Source organism: Deinococcus fonticola (assembly GCF_004634215.1).
GTDB lineage: Bacteria > Deinococcota > Deinococci > Deinococcales > Deinococcaceae > Deinococcus > Deinococcus fonticola.
This window is the reverse complement of the sequence record NZ_SMMH01000010.1, coordinates 82893-99087: the sequence shown is the minus strand read 5'-3', so window position 1 is coordinate 99087 and position 16195 is coordinate 82893. Positions and strand designations below refer to the sequence as shown.

The following is a 16195-nucleotide window of genomic DNA, read 5'->3' as shown; positions in this document are numbered from 1 at the left end:
GAACGGAGAACGTGGGGTATGGGGTGCGGGAGGGGCTTTCCACACGTCCCACGTCCGCCACCACACCGCCAGGAGCGCAGCGGGTCACCCATGTACCTAGCCATTTCCGGCAATATCGGCAGTGGCAAGAGCACCCTGACGCGGATGCTCTCGGAGCGCTACGGGCTGCGTCCGGTGTACGAGCCTTACGCCGAAAACCCTTACCTGGAAGACTTTTACGCCGATATGCGGCGCTTCTCGTTTCACTCTCAGGTGTACTTCCTGAGCCGGCGGCTGGAGCAGCACCTGAACCTGGTGACGGGTGCGCGCTACGTCATTCAGGACAGAACCGTGTTCGAGGACGCCAACATTTTCGCGCGCAACCTGTACCAGCAGGGCAACATGGAAAAGCGCGACTGGGAGACGTACTGGGGCCTGTACAGCGGCATCCTGCCGGCCCTGCGCGTGCCGGATCTGCTGATTCATATCGACGCTTCGCTGCCCACCTTGAGGCGCCGGATCGCCTTGCGCGGCCGCGCCTACGAGCAGGACATCCCGGACGCCTACCTGAGTGGCCTGAATGTGCTGTACGACGACTGGATTGCCCGCTTTGGCGACTGTCCGGTGGTGCGGGTCGACGGCAACAAGCTGGATTTCGTGCACGATCCACAGGCTTTCGAGTGGGTGTGCGGGCGTGTGCAGGCCCAGGGGTTCGGGCTGCCGCTGCTGCGCTGAAGTAGCGGAATCAGGGTTGCGGGTTGGTGGCCTCGTTGCTGTTAAATGCCGCGTCGTTCGGCAGCACCTTCAGCGCGGCACTCGTCACGGTGCTTCCGGTGTAAAGCGCCCGCAAGGTGTACGTTTTGCCTTCCTCGGCCTGGAACGGGAACGTGAATTCCGGCCCACGCACGCCGCTCAGCGTGATCAGGTGCATCCCCGGCCTCAGCGAGAAATTGCAGTAAGCGTTCAGGTTCCGCTGGTACGCCGGGTTGCCGTCCACCGCCTTCACCAGCAGGTTGCGGTCGCAGTACAGCCGGGCAGTCTGGTTCTGCGGCAGCAGCGGCCCGGCGTAGGTGGCCGTTGGGGCGCTGCTGGAGGCCGCATTCGGCGTGGGCACGCAGGCGCTCAGGAACAGCAGACCCAGGGCGGGCAGGGGAAGCAGGCTGGTGTTCGGCATGCCTGCATTGTGGGGCCTGGGTTCCGGCCCGGCAAATCTGCGCCGCGCTGAGGCCAGCCAGGTTTAGCATGACCACCATGAAGAGAAGAATGGCTCTGATTTTCGGCGCTGGTCTGGTCACCCTGGTTTCCTGCCCGCAGCCCAGTCCGCCCAGTTCGGGAAGTGACTTCACCAGTATCAGTGGTCAGGTGATGGACGCCAGTCTCGATGAGACCTTGAAGCTGACCACAGGAGCCTGGACGGGCGGTGCGGGCAGCATCTATGGGACGGACGACGCAGGACAGAAAACGAAACTGGGCGACCTGAACGCGAACGGTTCCTTTACCGCCAGCCTGCCAGTGCCCTCGGCGGCCGCCCTGAAAAAAGTGACGGCTCCGGAAACTTCCAGTGGGTGCACCGGAAAAATCACGGTCAGCAACCCCAATGCGCAGATCAGTGGTCTGGACGTGAGCGTGGATGCCAATCAAGATGGAACTATCGCGCCCGTCACCATCATCACCGACGACCAGGTCAACAAGACAACCGGAACGGGGACGGCGACCATCACGGTGGCGACCGGGGCACTGGTCTATGCCGATCAAGCGGTCAAGACATCCGGCAACCTCGCCTGTACAGCAGACAAAACATTTACAGTGAGTTTGAATACGAACATCAACTATGTGAAGGGCTGGAACAAGGCCACCCTGATCATGAAAAGTACCGTTGAGTACGACTCTTTTGAAATGGTGGCCCAGAGCACGGCAGTGACCATGACCAGCGGCACCTTGCCCACGAACAACTGGGTGCTGACCAGCGCTGTGGCTATAGATCTGGCCGGGGGAATGTCCCAGCAAAGCTTTTCCGGGAAAACGCTGAAGAATTTCGCCGAGTCCTTCCTGCATTCAAACAGGAATTAAGCCCTCGGCCCGCTCTCCCCACCGTATTTGCGCGGTGGGTTTTGCTGTTCTGCTACCCTCGCCCTATGCGCCTTGCCGACCTTGCCGCCGCCCTGAACGTGTCTGCCCGTGACCTGCCGCCACAGGGGCTGGAGGTGGTGGGTGTGACCCACAATGCGGACTGGGTGCAGCCGGGGTTAGCGTTCGTGGCGATTCGTGGGGCGAAGTTCGATGGGCATTCGTTTCTGCAGAAAGCCGCGCAGAAGGGCGCGGTAGCGGTAATCGGTGAGGGACTTCCAGACGGTCAGTCCTCGCCCTTGCCTTACCTGACTGTGCCGAACGCGCGTGAAGCCCTGGCAGACGCGGCGGCGGCGCTGGCCGGGCACCCCAGCCGGGCGCTGAAGGTAGTAGGCGTGACCGGAACGGACGGAAAGACCACCACCAGCTGGCTGACCCGTCACCTGCTGCGCGAGGCGGGCCTTTCCACGGGCCTGCTGAGCACGGTGGGCTACGAACTGCCGGACGGGGCGCTGCGGCACTTTCCGGCACACTTCACCACGCCGGAAGCCCCGCAGGTGCAGGAGACTTTACGGGACATGCTGGGCGCGGGGGCGCAGGCGGTGGTGCTGGAGGCCAGCAGTCACGCCCTGGCGCTGCACCGCGTACGGGCCGTGGACTGGGACGTGGCGGTGTGGACGCACCTGAGCAGTGAGCACCTGGATTTTCATGGCACGGTAGAGAACTACTTTGCCGACAAACGCAAACTGGTGGAGCGGGCGCGCTTTGCGGTGCTCAACGCCGACGATCCGTGGACGGCGCACCTGTCCGGCATTGCCCCGGCGGAAACGACCTACAGCATGGAGGGCCAGGCGGCGGACTGGCAGGCCAGCAGAATCGAGGAACGCGCCACAGGGCTACATTTTCAGGTGGTGTCGCCCACGGCCGAATTCGACGCGCACCTGCCCATGATCGGGCGCTTCAACGTGGCCAACGCCCTGGCGGGGATGGCGGTGGCGCACCAGCTGGGGGCCACGCCGGCGCAACTGGTGGCGGGCCTGGCTTCGTTCCGGGGCGTGCCGGGGCGCATGGAACTGGTGCCGGGTGCAGACGATGCGCCGCGTGTCATCGTGGATTTCGCGCACACACCGCCCAGCCTGGAAAAAGCCCTGAGCACCCTGCGCACCACCACGCGCGGCAAACTGTGGGTGCTGCTGGGTTCGGCCGGCGGCCCGCGTGATCCTTACAAGCGCGCGCCACTGGGTGAGGTCGCCACCCGGCTGGCCGATCAGGCGGTATTTACCGAGGAAGACAGCCGCGACACGCCCCTGCAGGACATCCTGAACGAGATGGAACGGGGCGCGAGAGAAGCGGGCCGCCGCAACTTCAGCAGTATTGGAGATCGGCGTGAGGCCATCCGGCACATTCTTCAGCAGGCACAAGCGGCCGACACGGTGCTGCTGGCCGGCAAAGGCCCCGAGGACACGCTGGAACGCGCTACGGAAACCATTCCGTGGAACGAGGTGCAGGAGGCGCTAGAGGCCCTGGGACTCCGGAAATGAAGTGGCTGTGGTGGCTGCTGTTGGTGCTGTTTCTGGCGCTGGGCGGGGCTGGACTTTACTTTCTGTTCCTGGTGCTGTTCGATCCGGGAGAAGCGTTTCCGGGCGTACAGGACTTGCGAGCGGGCGTGTGGGTCACGCTGGGTCTGTGGCTGGCGGCGGGCGCGGTGTTGGCGCTGCTGCGGCGTCTGCGCCGTGCGCCGACCACCCTGGGCGTCAACCGGCGTCTGGAACAGAAAATTCTAGCCTATGCCCGCCGCAGCGGAGGCCGCCTGAGCGTGGCCGAGGTGGCCCTGAATACCCGCTGTACGGTGCAGGAAGCCGACATGGCCCTTCAGGAACTGGTGCGCCAGAACGTGGCCACGGTGCTGTACACACCGAATATGGAAGCGGTGTACGTGATCGGCGGGTTCGACGAGGCGGCCCAGACACAGGCCGGTGACCTCCTGAACCCGCCGACGCAACCCAAGCGCCCCTAGCACTTCCGAAGCCTGATGAACTGGAAGTCGTTCATGCTGGCGGGGGCTGCGCTGCGGGTACCTCAGCTGGCTCTGTCAAGGAGAGTGGGGAATCTATTTCCCCAGGTGTAGGAAAGAAAAGACTGTTCCAGGCGGTGCCGGGTGGATTCGAGCAATCTTTCCAAAGTCACGAAGGAGAGGGCACACCAGGCTTACCAGTGGCTCAGGAGACTGCGGGCTCAACAGTGCCAGTTTTTTAGACTACGGCCCCCAAGGGGGTACACCCCACCCGACCACCACCGGAAACCCACCCTTGATCAAGCTTCTGGGATACACGCAACTGCCGCGTATCAGCTGAGCCCGGTATGAATAATGTTACCTTGAGTGCGGGTCTTCTTTTTGGTTGCTTTCCTGCTTTGGGACACCCCCTTATGCTTGAGTGGCACCTATTTTTCCGGATAAGTTCAGTGTGTGATTTATCTTTATACAGACTGAACTGCGTATAAATAAAGGTAAAGTTCGGGTGAGCATGAACACGAGATGTAAGAAGAATGTAGGGAGCACCAGGCAAGAATATTCAACATGAAGAAGTTGCTGCTGCTTTCGTGGCTGCTGCTGGGCGCTGCCCAGGCCGCCGCTCCTCAGGACACCCTGGTCATCATGCAGGGGGCCGACATCCCTACCCTGGATCCCGGGGCCGCCTACGACGACAGCTCCGGTAGCATCGTCGAGAACGTGTACGAAAGGCTGGTGGGGTACAAAGGGTCGTCCATACGCCAGTTCGAGCCGATGCTGGCCACCAAATGGGCCATCAGCAACGGCAACAAGACCTACACCTTCGACCTGCGGAAAGGGGTGAAATTCCATAGCGGCGCGCCCTTTACCTGCGCGGACGCCCGCTACACCTTCCAACGCAACCTGGTGACCAACAACAGCAACAGTGGCAACTGGTTCCTTTCCGAAAGCCTGCTGGGTACGCAGGACAACGCCTGGAAAGACAAAACCATTACCTGGGCACGGATTCAGAAGGCGGTAGAGTGCAACGCGGCCGGACAACTGGTTTTCAACATGCCCAAACCAGACGGTACCTTTCTGGCCAAGCTGGCCTTCTACGGTAACGGCATCGTGGAACGCGCCTACAGCGCCAAAATAGGCGAATGGAGCGGCACCGAGAAGGACTGGCGCGACTGGGTGGGCAAAGACCTGACCGACTCGAAACTGAGTAGGGCACCCAACGGCACCGGCGCGTACCGTTTCTTACGCATGGACGCCGGCAGCATCCTGCTGGAAGCCTTTCCTGCCTACTGGGGCGGTAAGGCGCCCATCGACCGCGTACTGCGCCGCAAAGTGACGGATCAAGCTGTGCGCATTCAGGCTTTCCTGAAAGGCGACGCCGACTTCATCGAGGGTGGCAGCCGCGCTGTGGACGAGGAACAGATCAAAGGCAAGCCGGGTGTGGGCTGGGTCGACGACCTGCCGAACGTCACCGCAGCGGCCATTCTGATGAACAACAGCATCAAAGACCCGCGCCTGATCGGCAGTGGCAAACTGGACGGACAGGGCATCCCGGCGGACTTCTTTGCCAACATCAACGTCCGCAAGGCCTTCAGTTACGCATACAACTACCCTGAGGCGATCAATGTCCTGCTCAACGGCAAGGGCAAACAGCGCACCATGCTGATGCCTGACGCCTTCTTCGGATACGACGACAGCATCAAGATGTACACCTATAACCCCGCGCAGGCCGCCTATTTCTTCAAGCAAGCGTACAAGGGCGAACTGTGGAACAAGGGTTTCAAGCTCGTCGTGAATTACCGCGCAGGCAGTGTCGGGGCACAGACGAACTTTGAATTGCTGAAGAAAAGCATCGAGGCGATCAACCCGAAATTCAAGATCGTCCTTCAGCCCAAGCAGTGGAGCGACCTGATCAGCGACAGCAAACTCGGCAAGGAATCGCTGTTCCTGATCACCTGGATTCCCGATTACGCCGACCCCGACAACTTCTTGTACACCTACTACGCCAGTGACGGGTTCTATTCCAGCGTGTCCAACTACCGCGACGAACGCATGGACATCCTGCTGCAACAGGCCCGCCAGACGGGCAACCCCGTGGAGCGCAGCAAGTGGTACTCGCAGCTCGGCAAGCGTGCCTACGACACGGCCCCCGCCATCAACATGGCTGCCGCCACGCGCTTCGTGCATTTCCGCAACAATCTGGTGGGCATCTCTGCCGAAAACTTCAACCCCATGCTGACCTCCCCGGGCGGCGTGCTGTGGAAGGACCTGCGCAAGAAATAACCTGAGTCACGGCTTTCCACAGACCGGCAAACGGGTGCCCCAGCGCAGGAGGGTACCCGTTGAGCCGGTCTTCGGCTGCCTGTACCAGTCGAGGGCCAGGGCGGCGTCTTATACGGTTGTGGATGGGCCTGGAACGGCCCTCAACTGCCAGAAACAGGCTGACGAAGCCAGAGAAGACTGGTGTGCTGCGTGACCTGTCACTTCAGAACGCCAGCCGGTGGCTCGCGCTGCTCGCCTGGAAGGACGACGCCACTTCCTCCAGCGACCTGTGTTTAGAAGTCTCGGCGCTCTCCCTTGACCGCCAGCGACCGTCAGCCTGCTATAATCCGTGTTCGCAGCGGCGCACCCTGTTTCAGGGCAAGCCGCCTGGAGGTTCAGGGAATATGACTCGCGTCAATCGAGTCCACGTGTACCGCAAGGACACGTTGAGAGAACGGGAACAGGCACGCAACTCAGACTTCGCCCGGCAGGGCGACTGTTGCCTGCTTTTGACCCGTTCCGGTTCTGTTTCTTCCGGTTCGGGCATGTTCCCAACACACCCCGAATGTGTTACACTCTTCGCTTGGTGATCGGCGTCTCTGCGGGCGCTGAACGCGAGCAGCGAAAAAAGCACGTCCCCCTGGCAGCGTTTCGGGGCGCGGCGGCAAGAACAGGAGCAAAATCATGTTTGCAATCATTCAAACGGGCGGGAAGCAGTACCGCGTCTCCGAAGGCGACGTGATCCGTGTCGAGAGCCTCAAAGGCGAAGCGGGCGATAAACTCGACCTGAAACCCATCTTCGTGGGTGGCGACCAGGTGGTTTTCGGCGACGACGCCGGTAAGTTCACCGTGAACGCCGAAGTGGTCGAGCACGGCCGCGGCAAGAAAATCTACATCCGCAAGTACAAGAGCGGCATTCAGTACCGCCGCCGCACCGGTCACCGTCAGGACTACACGGCGATCAAGATTCTGGGAATCAAAGGGTAAGGTGAATTGAAATGGCTCACAAGAAAGGCGTAGGTTCGTCCAAGAACGGACGCGACAGCCAACCCAAGTACCTGGGCGTGAAGAAGTTCGGCGGCGAGAAAGTCCTGGCCGGCAACATCCTGGTGCGCCAGCGCGGCACCAAGTTCAAGGCTGGCCCGAACGTCGGGATGGGCCGTGACCACACGCTGTTCGCCCTGGTGGACGGCAACGTGGTGTTCACGAACCGTGGCCGCAGCGGACGCTTCATCAGCGTTCAGGCCCCCCAGACCGAAGCTGCTGCCGACTGAACCCCGGCGTGACCCTGCGCCCTGCCAGCAAGGTGGGGCGTTCTTTTATTGACTTGTAGCGTGTAGCTTGTGATCTGGAAGGGGCTTCTTTCCACGAACCCCCGGCATAAGCGGCAAGCCTAAATCCAGAAGGAGCCAGTTATGGCATTTAGAGACGTCCTGAATATCGAGGTGGCTGCCGGGAATGGTGGCGACGGCAGCATGAGTTTCCACCGGGCGAAGTACATGGAGAAGGGCGGCCCGGACGGCGGTCACGGCGGGAAGGGCGGCGACATCATCCTGCGGGCCACCCAGAGCGTGGAGTCGCTGGAGCGCCTGGTGGGCAAGCGCAAGTTCAAGGCCCCGAACGGCGGCTACGGCGAGGGCCGTCTGCGGCAGGGGGCCGATGGCGAGGACGTGTTTATCGACGTTCCGGTGGGCACCACGGCGTTCGACGAGGACAGCGGCAAGGTCATTGCCGATCTGGTGGCGGTGGGCCAGGAGAAGGTCATCGCGCGGGGGGGCGCGGGGGGGCGTGGCAATAGCACCTTTACCAGCAGTACCCGTCAGGCCCCGCGGTTTGCTGAATTGGGCGTGCCGGGGCAGAAGCGCCGCGTGCGGCTGGAACTGCGCCTGATTGCCGACGTGGGCCTGGTGGGCTATCCGAACGCCGGGAAAAGCAGCCTGCTGGCAGCCCTGTCCCGCGCCAACCCGGCCATCGCGGATTATCCGTTCACCACCCTGTCGCCCATCCTGGGGGTGGTGCAGCGCGAAAACGCCGATGAACGCTTCACCATGGCCGACATTCCCGGCATCATCGAGGGCGCGTCCGAGGGCAAGGGGCTGGGCCTGGAATTCCTGCGGCACATCAGCCGCACGCGCCTGCTTATTTACGTGCTGGACGTGACCCGCGACCCGGTGGAAGAACTGCGCCAGCTTCAGGCCGAGCTGCGAACCTACGACGCCACGCTGCTGGAAAATGTGGCCGTGATCGCGCTGAACAAGATCGAGCTGGTCGACGAGGAACTGGCCAGTATGGTCGAGGACGACCTGGTTCACTCTGGCCTGCCTGTGCTGAAGGTGAGCGCCAGGGAAGGCCACGGGCTGCCCGAACTCAAGGAAACCCTTTTCCAGATGCTGCCCGAATTCGAGTTGTGGGCCGAGCGCAACGCGCTGGAGTTGGAGCCCGATCAGGTCATCGAGGCGCCGCTCAGCATCACTTTCCGCATCGATCCGGCCGCCAAAGGCGTGGGGATCATCAACGACGGGCAACCCGAGCGCGTGTGGGAAGTTCACGGCGGCGGGTTTCAGGAGAAACTGGTGCGCTTCTCGCGGTACATGGAGGAAGCTGCCGAGTACCTGGGCAACCTGTTCAAGCGCCAGGGTCTGTACAACGCCCTGAAACGCGCCGGAGCACGCGAAGGCGACACCGTGGAGATCGGCACGTTCCGTTTCGAGTACTTCGACGAGGACGAACAGGACAGGGGATAGCCGCAAGCGGCATGTGCAAAGAGCGGGGGCGTGAGGCCCCTGCTTTTTACTTGCCTTGCAGGCAAGCCACCCGCTCATCTTTCGGTTTCCGGGCGCACTTCTCCGCTTCCTGAATGAAGTTGGGAATGTCCCCCTGAACGCGGGCCAGGAGCGTCTCGAAATCAGGCACGAGGTCGGCGTAGGCGGCCACCGCCCCCAGCGAGGCGTTGTTCTGGCGTGCGGCGGGGCTGGCCTCCGGGCCGAACCACTCGCGGCGCAGGGCGGTGGCGCGACTTTGCAGGTCATCCAGAATGGTTGCTTTTCGCTGGCGTTTCTGGGCCTCGGGGAGGGACTGCGCGTACAGTTCCGCCAGTTGCCGGCGGGCACCGAGGGACAGCGCCTGCCACTGCTCGTTGCGCTGACGTTCGGCGGCGTCCTGGGCGGCCAATTCCGGTGTGCCGTACCGCTCCAGCCAGCGCTTCATCCCCTCGTTCTCGACGGTGGTGGCGTAGGACTCGCTGAACACCGTGTCGCCCGCCACGTACAGCGCCGGGTGAGACAGCTCGTGAATGATGGTGCGCACCAGCCAGGCGTCACTGTTGGTGAACATGCTGGACAGCACCGGGTCTTTCAGGTAGCCCAGGGTGCTGTACGCCGACACGCCCCCCACCATCACATCGTCGCCGTTTGCGCGGCGTTTCTGTTCTTCCTGACGGGCGTCGGCTTCACGAAAGAATCCCTGGTACGCCACGCATCCCACCACCGGAAAGCAGCGCGTCCGCAACTCGAGGCTGAATTCCGGGGCACTGAACACGTTCCACACCACGTGCGGGCGGCCCAGGTCAACGAACGAACGGAAGGAACCGTGATCCGGGAGGCCCAGTTCGGTCAGGGCAAATTGCCGCACCTGCTGGGCCAGCGCCAGTTTGCGGCGCACTTCGGGAGATGTTCCGGGGTTCGCCAGCACCTCCGGGATGGGCCTGGCGTTCCGCAGCAGCGAAAGCTGTCCACCAGCCGCCTGCCACAGGTAACGGGCCGTATCGCACGAGGTCAAGAACAAAACGCTCGCCACAGCAAGGAGGAAAAGGGATCGTCTACGCATGGTGTTCCTTCCTTGACCCGTACACGATACGCCGCACCAGTCTCTCCAGAGGGCCGCTGCCGTACCGCTGCACGATCAGGCCGCTCAGCCACACCTGCCCGGCACTGAAGGCCAGCGCCAGGGCCAGGGTGGACGCCGCACCCCACCTACCCCACTGCGCTCCGGCGTAAGGGTAGAAGAGGGTGGTCATCACAAGGCTCTGGGCCAGGTAGTTGCTCATGGCGATGCGGCCACTGTTGGCAAACTGCTTGAGCCACCCCAGGCGGCCCTGCACGGTCAGCAGACCGATGATGCCCACGTACCCCAGCGCGCCCGCCAGGCCGCCGCCCATCCGCACGGGAATGCCCAGCAGGGCGCTGGCGAAATCTGGCCGCGTGTTCAGGTAAGCCAGCCACATGCCCAGGATCCCACCAGCCAGGGTGCCCCAGACGGCCAGTTTCCTGAGCAGCGGTACATGCTGCTGCGGGCGGGTCAGCAGCCCAGTTTTGTACGCCGCCGCCCCCAGGCAGAACAGCGCCAGCAGCCAGAACCCGTTGTAAAGGCTGCCGCCAAGCAGATCAGGCAGGAATTCACGGGCTCTTTCGCTCAACACCTGTGGGTAGGTGATGCCGGGGGCCAGGTCGGGCAGGTTCGCGGAACGTGGCAGGGGCTGATAGGCGAAAGAGCGGGCGGCGTCCAGTGATTTTTCCACCAGCCACCACCCGCCCGACACCCCCGCGACGCTCAGCAGCGCCCTGACCCCGAGCGAACCGAACATCAGCAGTGACAGGCCGAGCAGGGCGTAATTGCTGATGATGTCCCCGTGCCACACCAGCACGAAGTGCAGCGAGCCGATCAGCAGCAGGATCAGGTGCCGCTTGACGAACAGCCCTGCGCCGTGCCGCGCCAGCAACCCCGCCGCGCCCCACCCGAACAGCATGGCAAAAATACTGATGAAGCGCCCGTTGGCCAGCACGTCCGTGAGGGTCTGCGCAATGCCGTCCAGGCCGGACTGGCGCCATACCCGGAAGCCCGCAAAATCCTGCATGTTCACGATCAGGATGCCGGCCAGGGCCAGCCCGCGCAGCACGTCGGGCAGCGGGGAGCGGTCACGCACCGGCCCAGCAGACTCAGGAGCGGAGGGAGTGGCGGGAACAGTCACCCCAGCAGCCTAGCGGAAGGCGCATGAGGCACGTTGACTGAAACTAACAATAAAAAATCCGCCTCTTGGGCGGTGATGTCAGAAACTATAGCGCGTTATGCGGGCCAGGTCAAGGCTATGCGTGTTGACCACGGCCTTCAGGAGTCGAAGTTGAACAGGCTTTCCTGCCGTGCCTTCATGAGTGCCAGTGCCTTGTGATCCAGGCGCGACAGGGCGGCGTCCTGCACGCACACGCGGGGCGACTGGGCCCGGGCGCGGTACACGTCCATACGGATGTGGCGGTGCGTCATGGTGTGCGTCACGGTGCCCAGGAGCGCAGGTTCCTGAGCATGAAGCCGTGTCAGCAGGCGCGACAGGGCCGCCTCCGGTTGTTCGCTGCCCTTCACTTCCTCCAGCGGCAGCCCGAACAGGCCGCCCAGCAGGGTTCCGCTGCGCTGCTCCAGCACCGCTTCCTGGTCATCACCGATCAAGAGGGCCACCGCCCGGAGTTCCTTAACGGCGGCCCGGGCTTTCGGGGCGGGGTAGGCGGTGGGTTCACCCGACTGAAACGCCGTACACAAAGCGCTCACTGGACACTCGGGGCAGCGCGGTTTCTTCGGTGTGCAGGTGGTCGCGCCCAGATCCATGACCGCTTCGTTCCACGCGCCGGGCCGATCCGGGTCGAGCAGCTCGTCGGCCCTCTGCTGCACCCAGGCTTCCGTCGGGGTCTTCTCGCCATACAGGCGGGCCAGGACGCGCCGGACGTTGCCGTCGTTCACGGCTCTTTTTTCCCCGCATGACAGGCTGCTGATGGCCGCGGCCGTGTAAGGCCCCACACCCGGCAAGGCCAGCCAGCCTTCGTAAGTGGTGGGGAAACCCTGCTGCGCCACCTGTTTTGCGGCGCGGTGCAGGTTGCGGGCGCGGGTGTAATAGCCGCAGCCCTCCCAGGCTTTCAGCACGTCCTCGACAGGCGCGGCGGCCAGGGCCTGCACCGTCGGGAAGGCGGTCAGAAAACGTTCGTAGTACAGCAGCCCGCGCGCCACCTGGGTCTGCTGCAACAGAATTTCCGACACCCACACGCGGTAGGGGTCACGCGCGCCCTCTGCGCCGGCCCGCCACGGCAGGTCACGCCCGGCGGCGCCGAACCAGTTCAGGAGGGCCGTGCGAAAGGCGGCGAGATCCGTGGGCAGCATGGCGGGAAGTGTAGAGCAGGGCAGGCACGAGAACTGGAACTTCAGCCATGAAAAAACCCCGCTTAGAGCGGGGCTTTCACGACGCAGTGTTCAGTGTTTGCCTTTTCCCTTGCCGTGGTTCTGGTGCGGGTCGGGATGCTGCCGGCACAGGGCATTCCGGGGCTCTTTTTTGCACAGTTGCTTCAACTGCCCCGGGGGCATGCCGCCCAGTTTTTTCTGAAGGCCGGGCGCTTTGGCCCACGCGGCCTGCCGGCCCATGACGTTCACCAGCGGCACCTTCTGCCCATCGGCGGCTTTCACCACGATACTTTGCGCCGCGAGGGGCTGAGCGGTGTTGAGCGGCTGGGCCAGCGGGTAAATTTCCTTGACGTACTGCGTGGTGCCGGGAATGGGCGTCGCGACCTGCACCTGAGTCAGGGGGGCCGCCTGCGGGGACACGCCCGTAATACGGATTCCGCCCGTCTGGTTCAGGGTGGCGGCGGGCTGCGCGGTGGGCGTCAGGAAAGACACCTGCACCCCCTGCGACAGCAGGTTCACCAGGTTGGCCGCCGATTGCACCACCGGCGGAAACTGCACACTGGCGTCGATATTCACGCTGAGCGTCTGCGCCGAGGCTGGCGCGGCCGTCAGGACGGCGAGAAGAAGGAACTTACGCATACTCTCACCCTGCCGCCCGAAGCTGACCCGGGGCTGAACACGGCATCATGAAGAATTGAGGAAAGGCGCCAGCTCCTGGGCTTAAGCGCCGTACTTGTTCAGTTTCAGAGCGTTGGCCATCAGCAGCGGCATCACGTCGGTGCCCCGGCGCAGGCCCAGCGTGCCTTTCAGGGCCTCGGTTTCCGTGAAGCGCTGAGCCGGGTCGAAACGACCGTGGCCGCCGTGGATCAGGAACGGCACCGGGTGCCAGCTGTGGCTCAGCAGTTTGCTGGGTGTGCTGTGGTCGCCCACGAGGCCCAGCACGTCGGGTTTGAGGGCCAGGATGGCAGGCAGCAATTCGTCGAACAGCTCGACCTTGTGGGCTTTTTCCGTGAAGTTGCCGTCCTCGCCGGTGCTGTCGGTTTTCTTGATATGCAGGAAGAAGAAGTCGTACCTGGCCCAGTTCTCGGTCAGGGCCTGGATTTTGCCTTCCAGCGCGTCCTCGTGACCTTCGACTGGCAGGACGTCCATGCCCACCAGGCTGGCCAGGCCCTTGTACATGGGGTAACTGGCGATGCAGGCGGCGTTCAGCTTGTAAACGTCCGCGAAACTGGGGAAGTGCGGCACGTCGCTGTAGCCACGGAACAGCACGCCGTTCACCTGAGGTTCGTCTTTCAGAGTCGCCTCGGCCTGCCCCACGAAAGCGTTGACCAGCGCCGCCGTTTTCTCGCTGGCGGGGTCGTGCGCGGTGGCGGTCATGGGCTGCACGCCGGTCACCTGCGGGTCGACGTCCCCGATGTTCGCGCCCAGCGCCTCGCCATTCTGGGCACGGAAGACCACCACGAAGCGGTGCTCGGACTCGGTGTAGATCTCCACCGGAATGCCGTCGATGCTGGGAATGGCGGCCTTCAGTTTCGCCACGATCTCCACGTTCTTCTCGTCGGTGGGTCGCCCGGCACGGCGGTCGTCCACGATCCGGTCAGTGCCGAGCGTGGCAAAGTTCCCGCGCACGGCCACGTCCCCCGCGTTCAACTTCACGCCGATGCCCACCGCGCTCAGGGCCCCCCGCCCCACCACGTACTTCAGGGGATCGTACCCGAACAGGCTGAGGTGACCGGGGCCGCTGCCGGGCGTGATGCCCGCGCCGACCAGTTCCACCAGGCCCAGTTGCGATTCTGCCGCCAGGGCGTCGAGGTTGGGGGTTCTGGCGGTGGCCAGTTCGGTTTCACCGTTCAGTTCCAGCGGCAGGCCGCCCACGCCGTCCAGCACCACCAGCACGATTTTGCTGTCGGTTTTTTTCGAGAGGCCACGCACGACATCAAGCAGATCACTCATGCCCTGTAGTGTACGCTGGCGCCCACAGGGCAAAGTCAGCCTGGGACGGCGCGCTTCTGGACGCTTTTTCTTCTCCTTCCAGTCGGGTTGCCCAGTGATTTCATAACTGAAGGGCCGGAATTCTTATTACTTCTTCCCGACCAGGGACACCGTGTTGTACGGTTCGCCCGAAAAGGGGCTGAGCACCCAGCCTTTCACGTAGCTGCGGGCGGCGGCCACCGACTGGCTGTGCACCAGGGGCAGGCGGTAGGCAGCGTTGTACGTCAGTTCGTGAACCTGGGCGTACAGCCGGGCGCGCGCTTCGCGGGTCAGGCCGGCCCGGGCCTGTTCCAGCAGTTGCCCGACTTCGGGGGCGTTCCAGCCGATGTCGTTGGTGCTGGTGGGGTTGTACAGCGCGCCGTAAAAGTAGTCCGGGTCGCCGTAATCACCGATCAGGCCAATCTGGTACATCGAAAGTTTGCCGCCGAACAGGTCTTCCAGGTACTTGGCCCAGTCCTCGGTTTTCAGGTTGACTTTAATGCCCACGTCCGCGAGGTCGGCGGCCATGGCCTCGGCGCTGGCCTTGGGGTTCGGAAAGTAGCTGCGCGTGATGGGCATGTACCACAGGTCAATCGAGAACCCGTTCGGGTAACCCGCTTCCGCCAGCAGTTTCTTTGCGGCGGCTGGGTCGAACCGGTAATCGGCGGGAACGTCAGCGCTGGTGGCCCACTTCAGGGGCGGGGGCACGATGCTGGTGTCCGTGACGCCCAGGCCATACCAGAAGCTGTCCACGATGGCCCGGCGGTTGATCGCCAGGCTGATGGCCTGCCGAACCTTCTGGCTTCTGAGGTACTCGTTGCGGTTATTCAGGCCGATGTATCCCAGGTTGAAACTGGGGCGCTTGTACAGCACCAGGTTCTTGTCGGCCTGAATGGCTTTCAGGTCGTCGGGTTGCAGGTCGCTGGCAATGTCCACTGTTCCGGCTTTCAGCTCGTTCAGTCGCTGGCTGGGGTCTTTGATGTTGCGGATAACCAGCGCGTCCACTTTGGGCTTGACGCCCCAGTAGGTCCTGTTCGCGCTGAGGTTCACGCGGTCTCCGCCCACCCAGCGACCAAAGACGAAGGGGCCGGTTCCCACGGCGGTGCCGGCGGGGGTGCCGTACTTCGCGCCCTGCGCCTTCACGGCGGCGGGGCTGGCCATACCCCAGTAAGAGGCGCTCATCTGCACCGGGAACACGGTGTTCGGGCGGGTCAGGTCGACGCGAACGGTGTAGTCGTTCACCTTCACGATGTCCTTGACAACGGCGTTTTTCTCGCCCTTGTAGCCACCCAGGAAGTCCGGCACCACCGTGAACACGCGCCCGAATTCACGCAGGCCGTTGGGGTCGCTCTTGTCCCACCAGCGGCGCAGGTTGAAGACAGCGGCGTCCGCGTTGAACGGCGTGCCGTCGTGAAACTTCACGCCCCGGCGCAGGTTGAACGTCCAGCTGGTGGCGTCCCGGTTGGGCTTCCAGCTGAGGGCCAGCCCCGGCGCAAGTTCCGTGGTGCCGGGTTTCACCGTAATCAGGCGGTCATAAATCTGGCGCTGCACCAGCATCGAAACGGAATCGTGCGCGTTCCCGGATTCCAGCGTCACCGGCTCACCACTGCCGGCGACCACCAGCGTCCCGGCCGCAGAGGCGCCAGACGCGAGCAGCGCAGCGATCAAAGCAACATTCTTCATCAGGCCAGCTTAACGCCGGGCTTCAAAATGAAAGGCATTCTGTCCAGCAATCGTGTCGGGCGCGGC

16 protein-coding genes are annotated in these 16195 nt (G+C 63.3%); 9 read left to right on the top strand and 7 right to left on the bottom strand.

The features are described 5' to 3' along the window. The first annotated feature begins 90 nt into the window (after window positions 1–90). The gene (locus tag E5Z01_RS07880; protein ID WP_135228865.1) at window positions 91–714 is read left to right on the top strand and encodes a deoxynucleoside kinase; all 624 of its coding nucleotides are present in this window, start codon (window positions 91–93) and stop codon (window positions 712–714) included. 10 nt (window positions 715–724) lie between these two features. On the opposite strand, the gene E5Z01_RS07875 is transcribed toward E5Z01_RS07880, so the two are convergent. Then, a complete protein-coding gene (locus E5Z01_RS07875; RefSeq protein WP_119764373.1) occupies window positions 725–1153 on the bottom strand; it encodes a hypothetical protein in 429 nt (142 codons plus the stop codon). A 77-nt stretch (window positions 1154–1230) separates the two neighbouring features. Here E5Z01_RS07875 and E5Z01_RS07870 point away from each other — a divergent pair, with 77 nt between their 5' ends. The 8 genes from E5Z01_RS07870 (at window position 1231) to obgE (ending at window position 9063) form a co-directional block, all read left to right on the top strand. Continuing rightward, window positions 1231–2049, top strand: coding sequence for a hypothetical protein (locus tag E5Z01_RS07870; RefSeq protein WP_135228864.1), 819 nt, complete (start codon window positions 1231–1233; stop codon window positions 2047–2049). Window positions 2050–2114: 65 nt separating this feature from the next. Further along, on the top strand, window positions 2115–3587 hold the full coding sequence (locus E5Z01_RS07865; protein ID WP_135228863.1) for a UDP-N-acetylmuramoyl-L-alanyl-D-glutamate--2,6-diaminopimelate ligase: 1473 nt from the start codon (window positions 2115–2117) through the stop codon (window positions 3585–3587). Next, on the top strand, window positions 3584–4063 hold the full coding sequence (locus E5Z01_RS07860; protein WP_135228862.1) for a hypothetical protein: 480 nt from the start codon (window positions 3584–3586) through the stop codon (window positions 4061–4063). The genes E5Z01_RS07865 and E5Z01_RS07860 overlap by 4 nt, the downstream gene beginning before the upstream one ends. Before the next feature lie 561 nt (window positions 4064–4624). Then, a complete protein-coding gene (locus E5Z01_RS07855; RefSeq protein WP_135228861.1) occupies window positions 4625–6340 on the top strand; it encodes an ABC transporter substrate-binding protein in 1716 nt (571 codons plus the stop codon). Window positions 6341–6522: 182 nt separating this feature from the next. Next, window positions 6523–6909, top strand: coding sequence for a hypothetical protein (locus E5Z01_RS07850; protein WP_135228860.1), 387 nt, complete (start codon window positions 6523–6525; stop codon window positions 6907–6909). Between the two features lie 94 nt (window positions 6910–7003). After that, window positions 7004–7306 (top strand): 50S ribosomal protein L21, encoded by a 303-nt coding sequence (rplU, locus tag E5Z01_RS07845; RefSeq protein WP_119764383.1) that lies wholly within the window; start codon window positions 7004–7006, stop codon window positions 7304–7306. 11 nt (window positions 7307–7317) lie between these two features. Continuing rightward, window positions 7318–7593: a 50S ribosomal protein L27 gene (gene rpmA, locus E5Z01_RS07840; RefSeq protein ID WP_119764385.1), complete on the top strand. Its 276-nt coding sequence runs from the start codon at window positions 7318–7320 to the stop codon at window positions 7591–7593. A 141-nt stretch (window positions 7594–7734) separates the two neighbouring features. Then, on the top strand, window positions 7735–9063 hold the full coding sequence (gene obgE / locus E5Z01_RS07835; RefSeq protein ID WP_135228859.1) for a GTPase ObgE: 1329 nt from the start codon (window positions 7735–7737) through the stop codon (window positions 9061–9063). Between the two features lie 46 nt (window positions 9064–9109). On the opposite strand, the gene E5Z01_RS07830 is transcribed toward obgE, so the two are convergent. From E5Z01_RS07830 to E5Z01_RS07805, 6 genes are all read right to left on the bottom strand, one after another. Beyond that, window positions 9110–10114, bottom strand: coding sequence for an aminopeptidase (locus E5Z01_RS07830; protein WP_167757824.1), 1005 nt, complete (start codon window positions 10112–10114; stop codon window positions 9110–9112). Between the two features lie 22 nt (window positions 10115–10136). Next, window positions 10137–11285, bottom strand: a complete 1149-nt coding sequence (locus E5Z01_RS07825) for a DUF418 domain-containing protein (RefSeq protein WP_240738235.1) — start codon at window positions 11283–11285, stop codon at window positions 10137–10139. A 137-nt stretch (window positions 11286–11422) separates the two neighbouring features. Next, complete coding sequence (gene mutY / locus E5Z01_RS07820; protein WP_135228857.1) at window positions 11423–12457, bottom strand: A/G-specific adenine glycosylase; 1035 nt, start codon at window positions 12455–12457, stop codon at window positions 11423–11425. 90 nt (window positions 12458–12547) lie between these two features. After that, window positions 12548–13114 (bottom strand): hypothetical protein, encoded by a 567-nt coding sequence (locus tag E5Z01_RS07815; RefSeq protein ID WP_135228856.1) that lies wholly within the window; start codon window positions 13112–13114, stop codon window positions 12548–12550. Window positions 13115–13195: 81 nt separating this feature from the next. After that, window positions 13196–14428, bottom strand: a complete 1233-nt coding sequence (locus tag E5Z01_RS07810) for a 2,3-bisphosphoglycerate-independent phosphoglycerate mutase (RefSeq protein ID WP_135228855.1) — start codon at window positions 14426–14428, stop codon at window positions 13196–13198. A gap of 126 nt (window positions 14429–14554) precedes the next feature. Then, window positions 14555–16129: an ABC transporter substrate-binding protein gene (locus tag E5Z01_RS07805; protein WP_135228854.1), complete on the bottom strand. Its 1575-nt coding sequence runs from the start codon at window positions 16127–16129 to the stop codon at window positions 14555–14557. Between the last annotated feature and the right edge of the window lie 66 nt (window positions 16130–16195).

Coding starts and splice junctions, on each gene's coding strand:
- E5Z01_RS07880 (WP_135228865.1), top strand. CDS start 91: ATGTACCTAGCCATTTCCGGCAATATCGGCAGTGGCAAGAGCACCCTG.
- E5Z01_RS07875 (WP_119764373.1), bottom strand. CDS start 1,153: ATGCCGAACACCAGCCTGCTTCCCCTGCCCGCCCTGGGTCTGCTGTTC.
- E5Z01_RS07870 (WP_135228864.1), top strand. CDS start 1,231: ATGAAGAGAAGAATGGCTCTGATTTTCGGCGCTGGTCTGGTCACCCTG.
- E5Z01_RS07865 (WP_135228863.1), top strand. CDS start 2,115: ATGCGCCTTGCCGACCTTGCCGCCGCCCTGAACGTGTCTGCCCGTGAC.
- E5Z01_RS07860 (WP_135228862.1), top strand. CDS start 3,584: ATGAAGTGGCTGTGGTGGCTGCTGTTGGTGCTGTTTCTGGCGCTGGGC.
- E5Z01_RS07855 (WP_135228861.1), top strand. CDS start 4,625: ATGAAGAAGTTGCTGCTGCTTTCGTGGCTGCTGCTGGGCGCTGCCCAG.
- rplU (WP_119764383.1), top strand. CDS start 7,004: ATGTTTGCAATCATTCAAACGGGCGGGAAGCAGTACCGCGTCTCCGAA.
- rpmA (WP_119764385.1), top strand. CDS start 7,318: ATGGCTCACAAGAAAGGCGTAGGTTCGTCCAAGAACGGACGCGACAGC.
- obgE (WP_135228859.1), top strand. CDS start 7,735: ATGGCATTTAGAGACGTCCTGAATATCGAGGTGGCTGCCGGGAATGGT.
- mutY (WP_135228857.1), bottom strand. CDS start 12,457: ATGCTGCCCACGGATCTCGCCGCCTTTCGCACGGCCCTCCTGAACTGG.
- E5Z01_RS07815 (WP_135228856.1), bottom strand. CDS start 13,114: ATGCGTAAGTTCCTTCTTCTCGCCGTCCTGACGGCCGCGCCAGCCTCG.
- E5Z01_RS07810 (WP_135228855.1), bottom strand. CDS start 14,428: ATGAGTGATCTGCTTGATGTCGTGCGTGGCCTCTCGAAAAAAACCGAC.
- E5Z01_RS07805 (WP_135228854.1), bottom strand. CDS start 16,129: ATGAAGAATGTTGCTTTGATCGCTGCGCTGCTCGCGTCTGGCGCCTCT.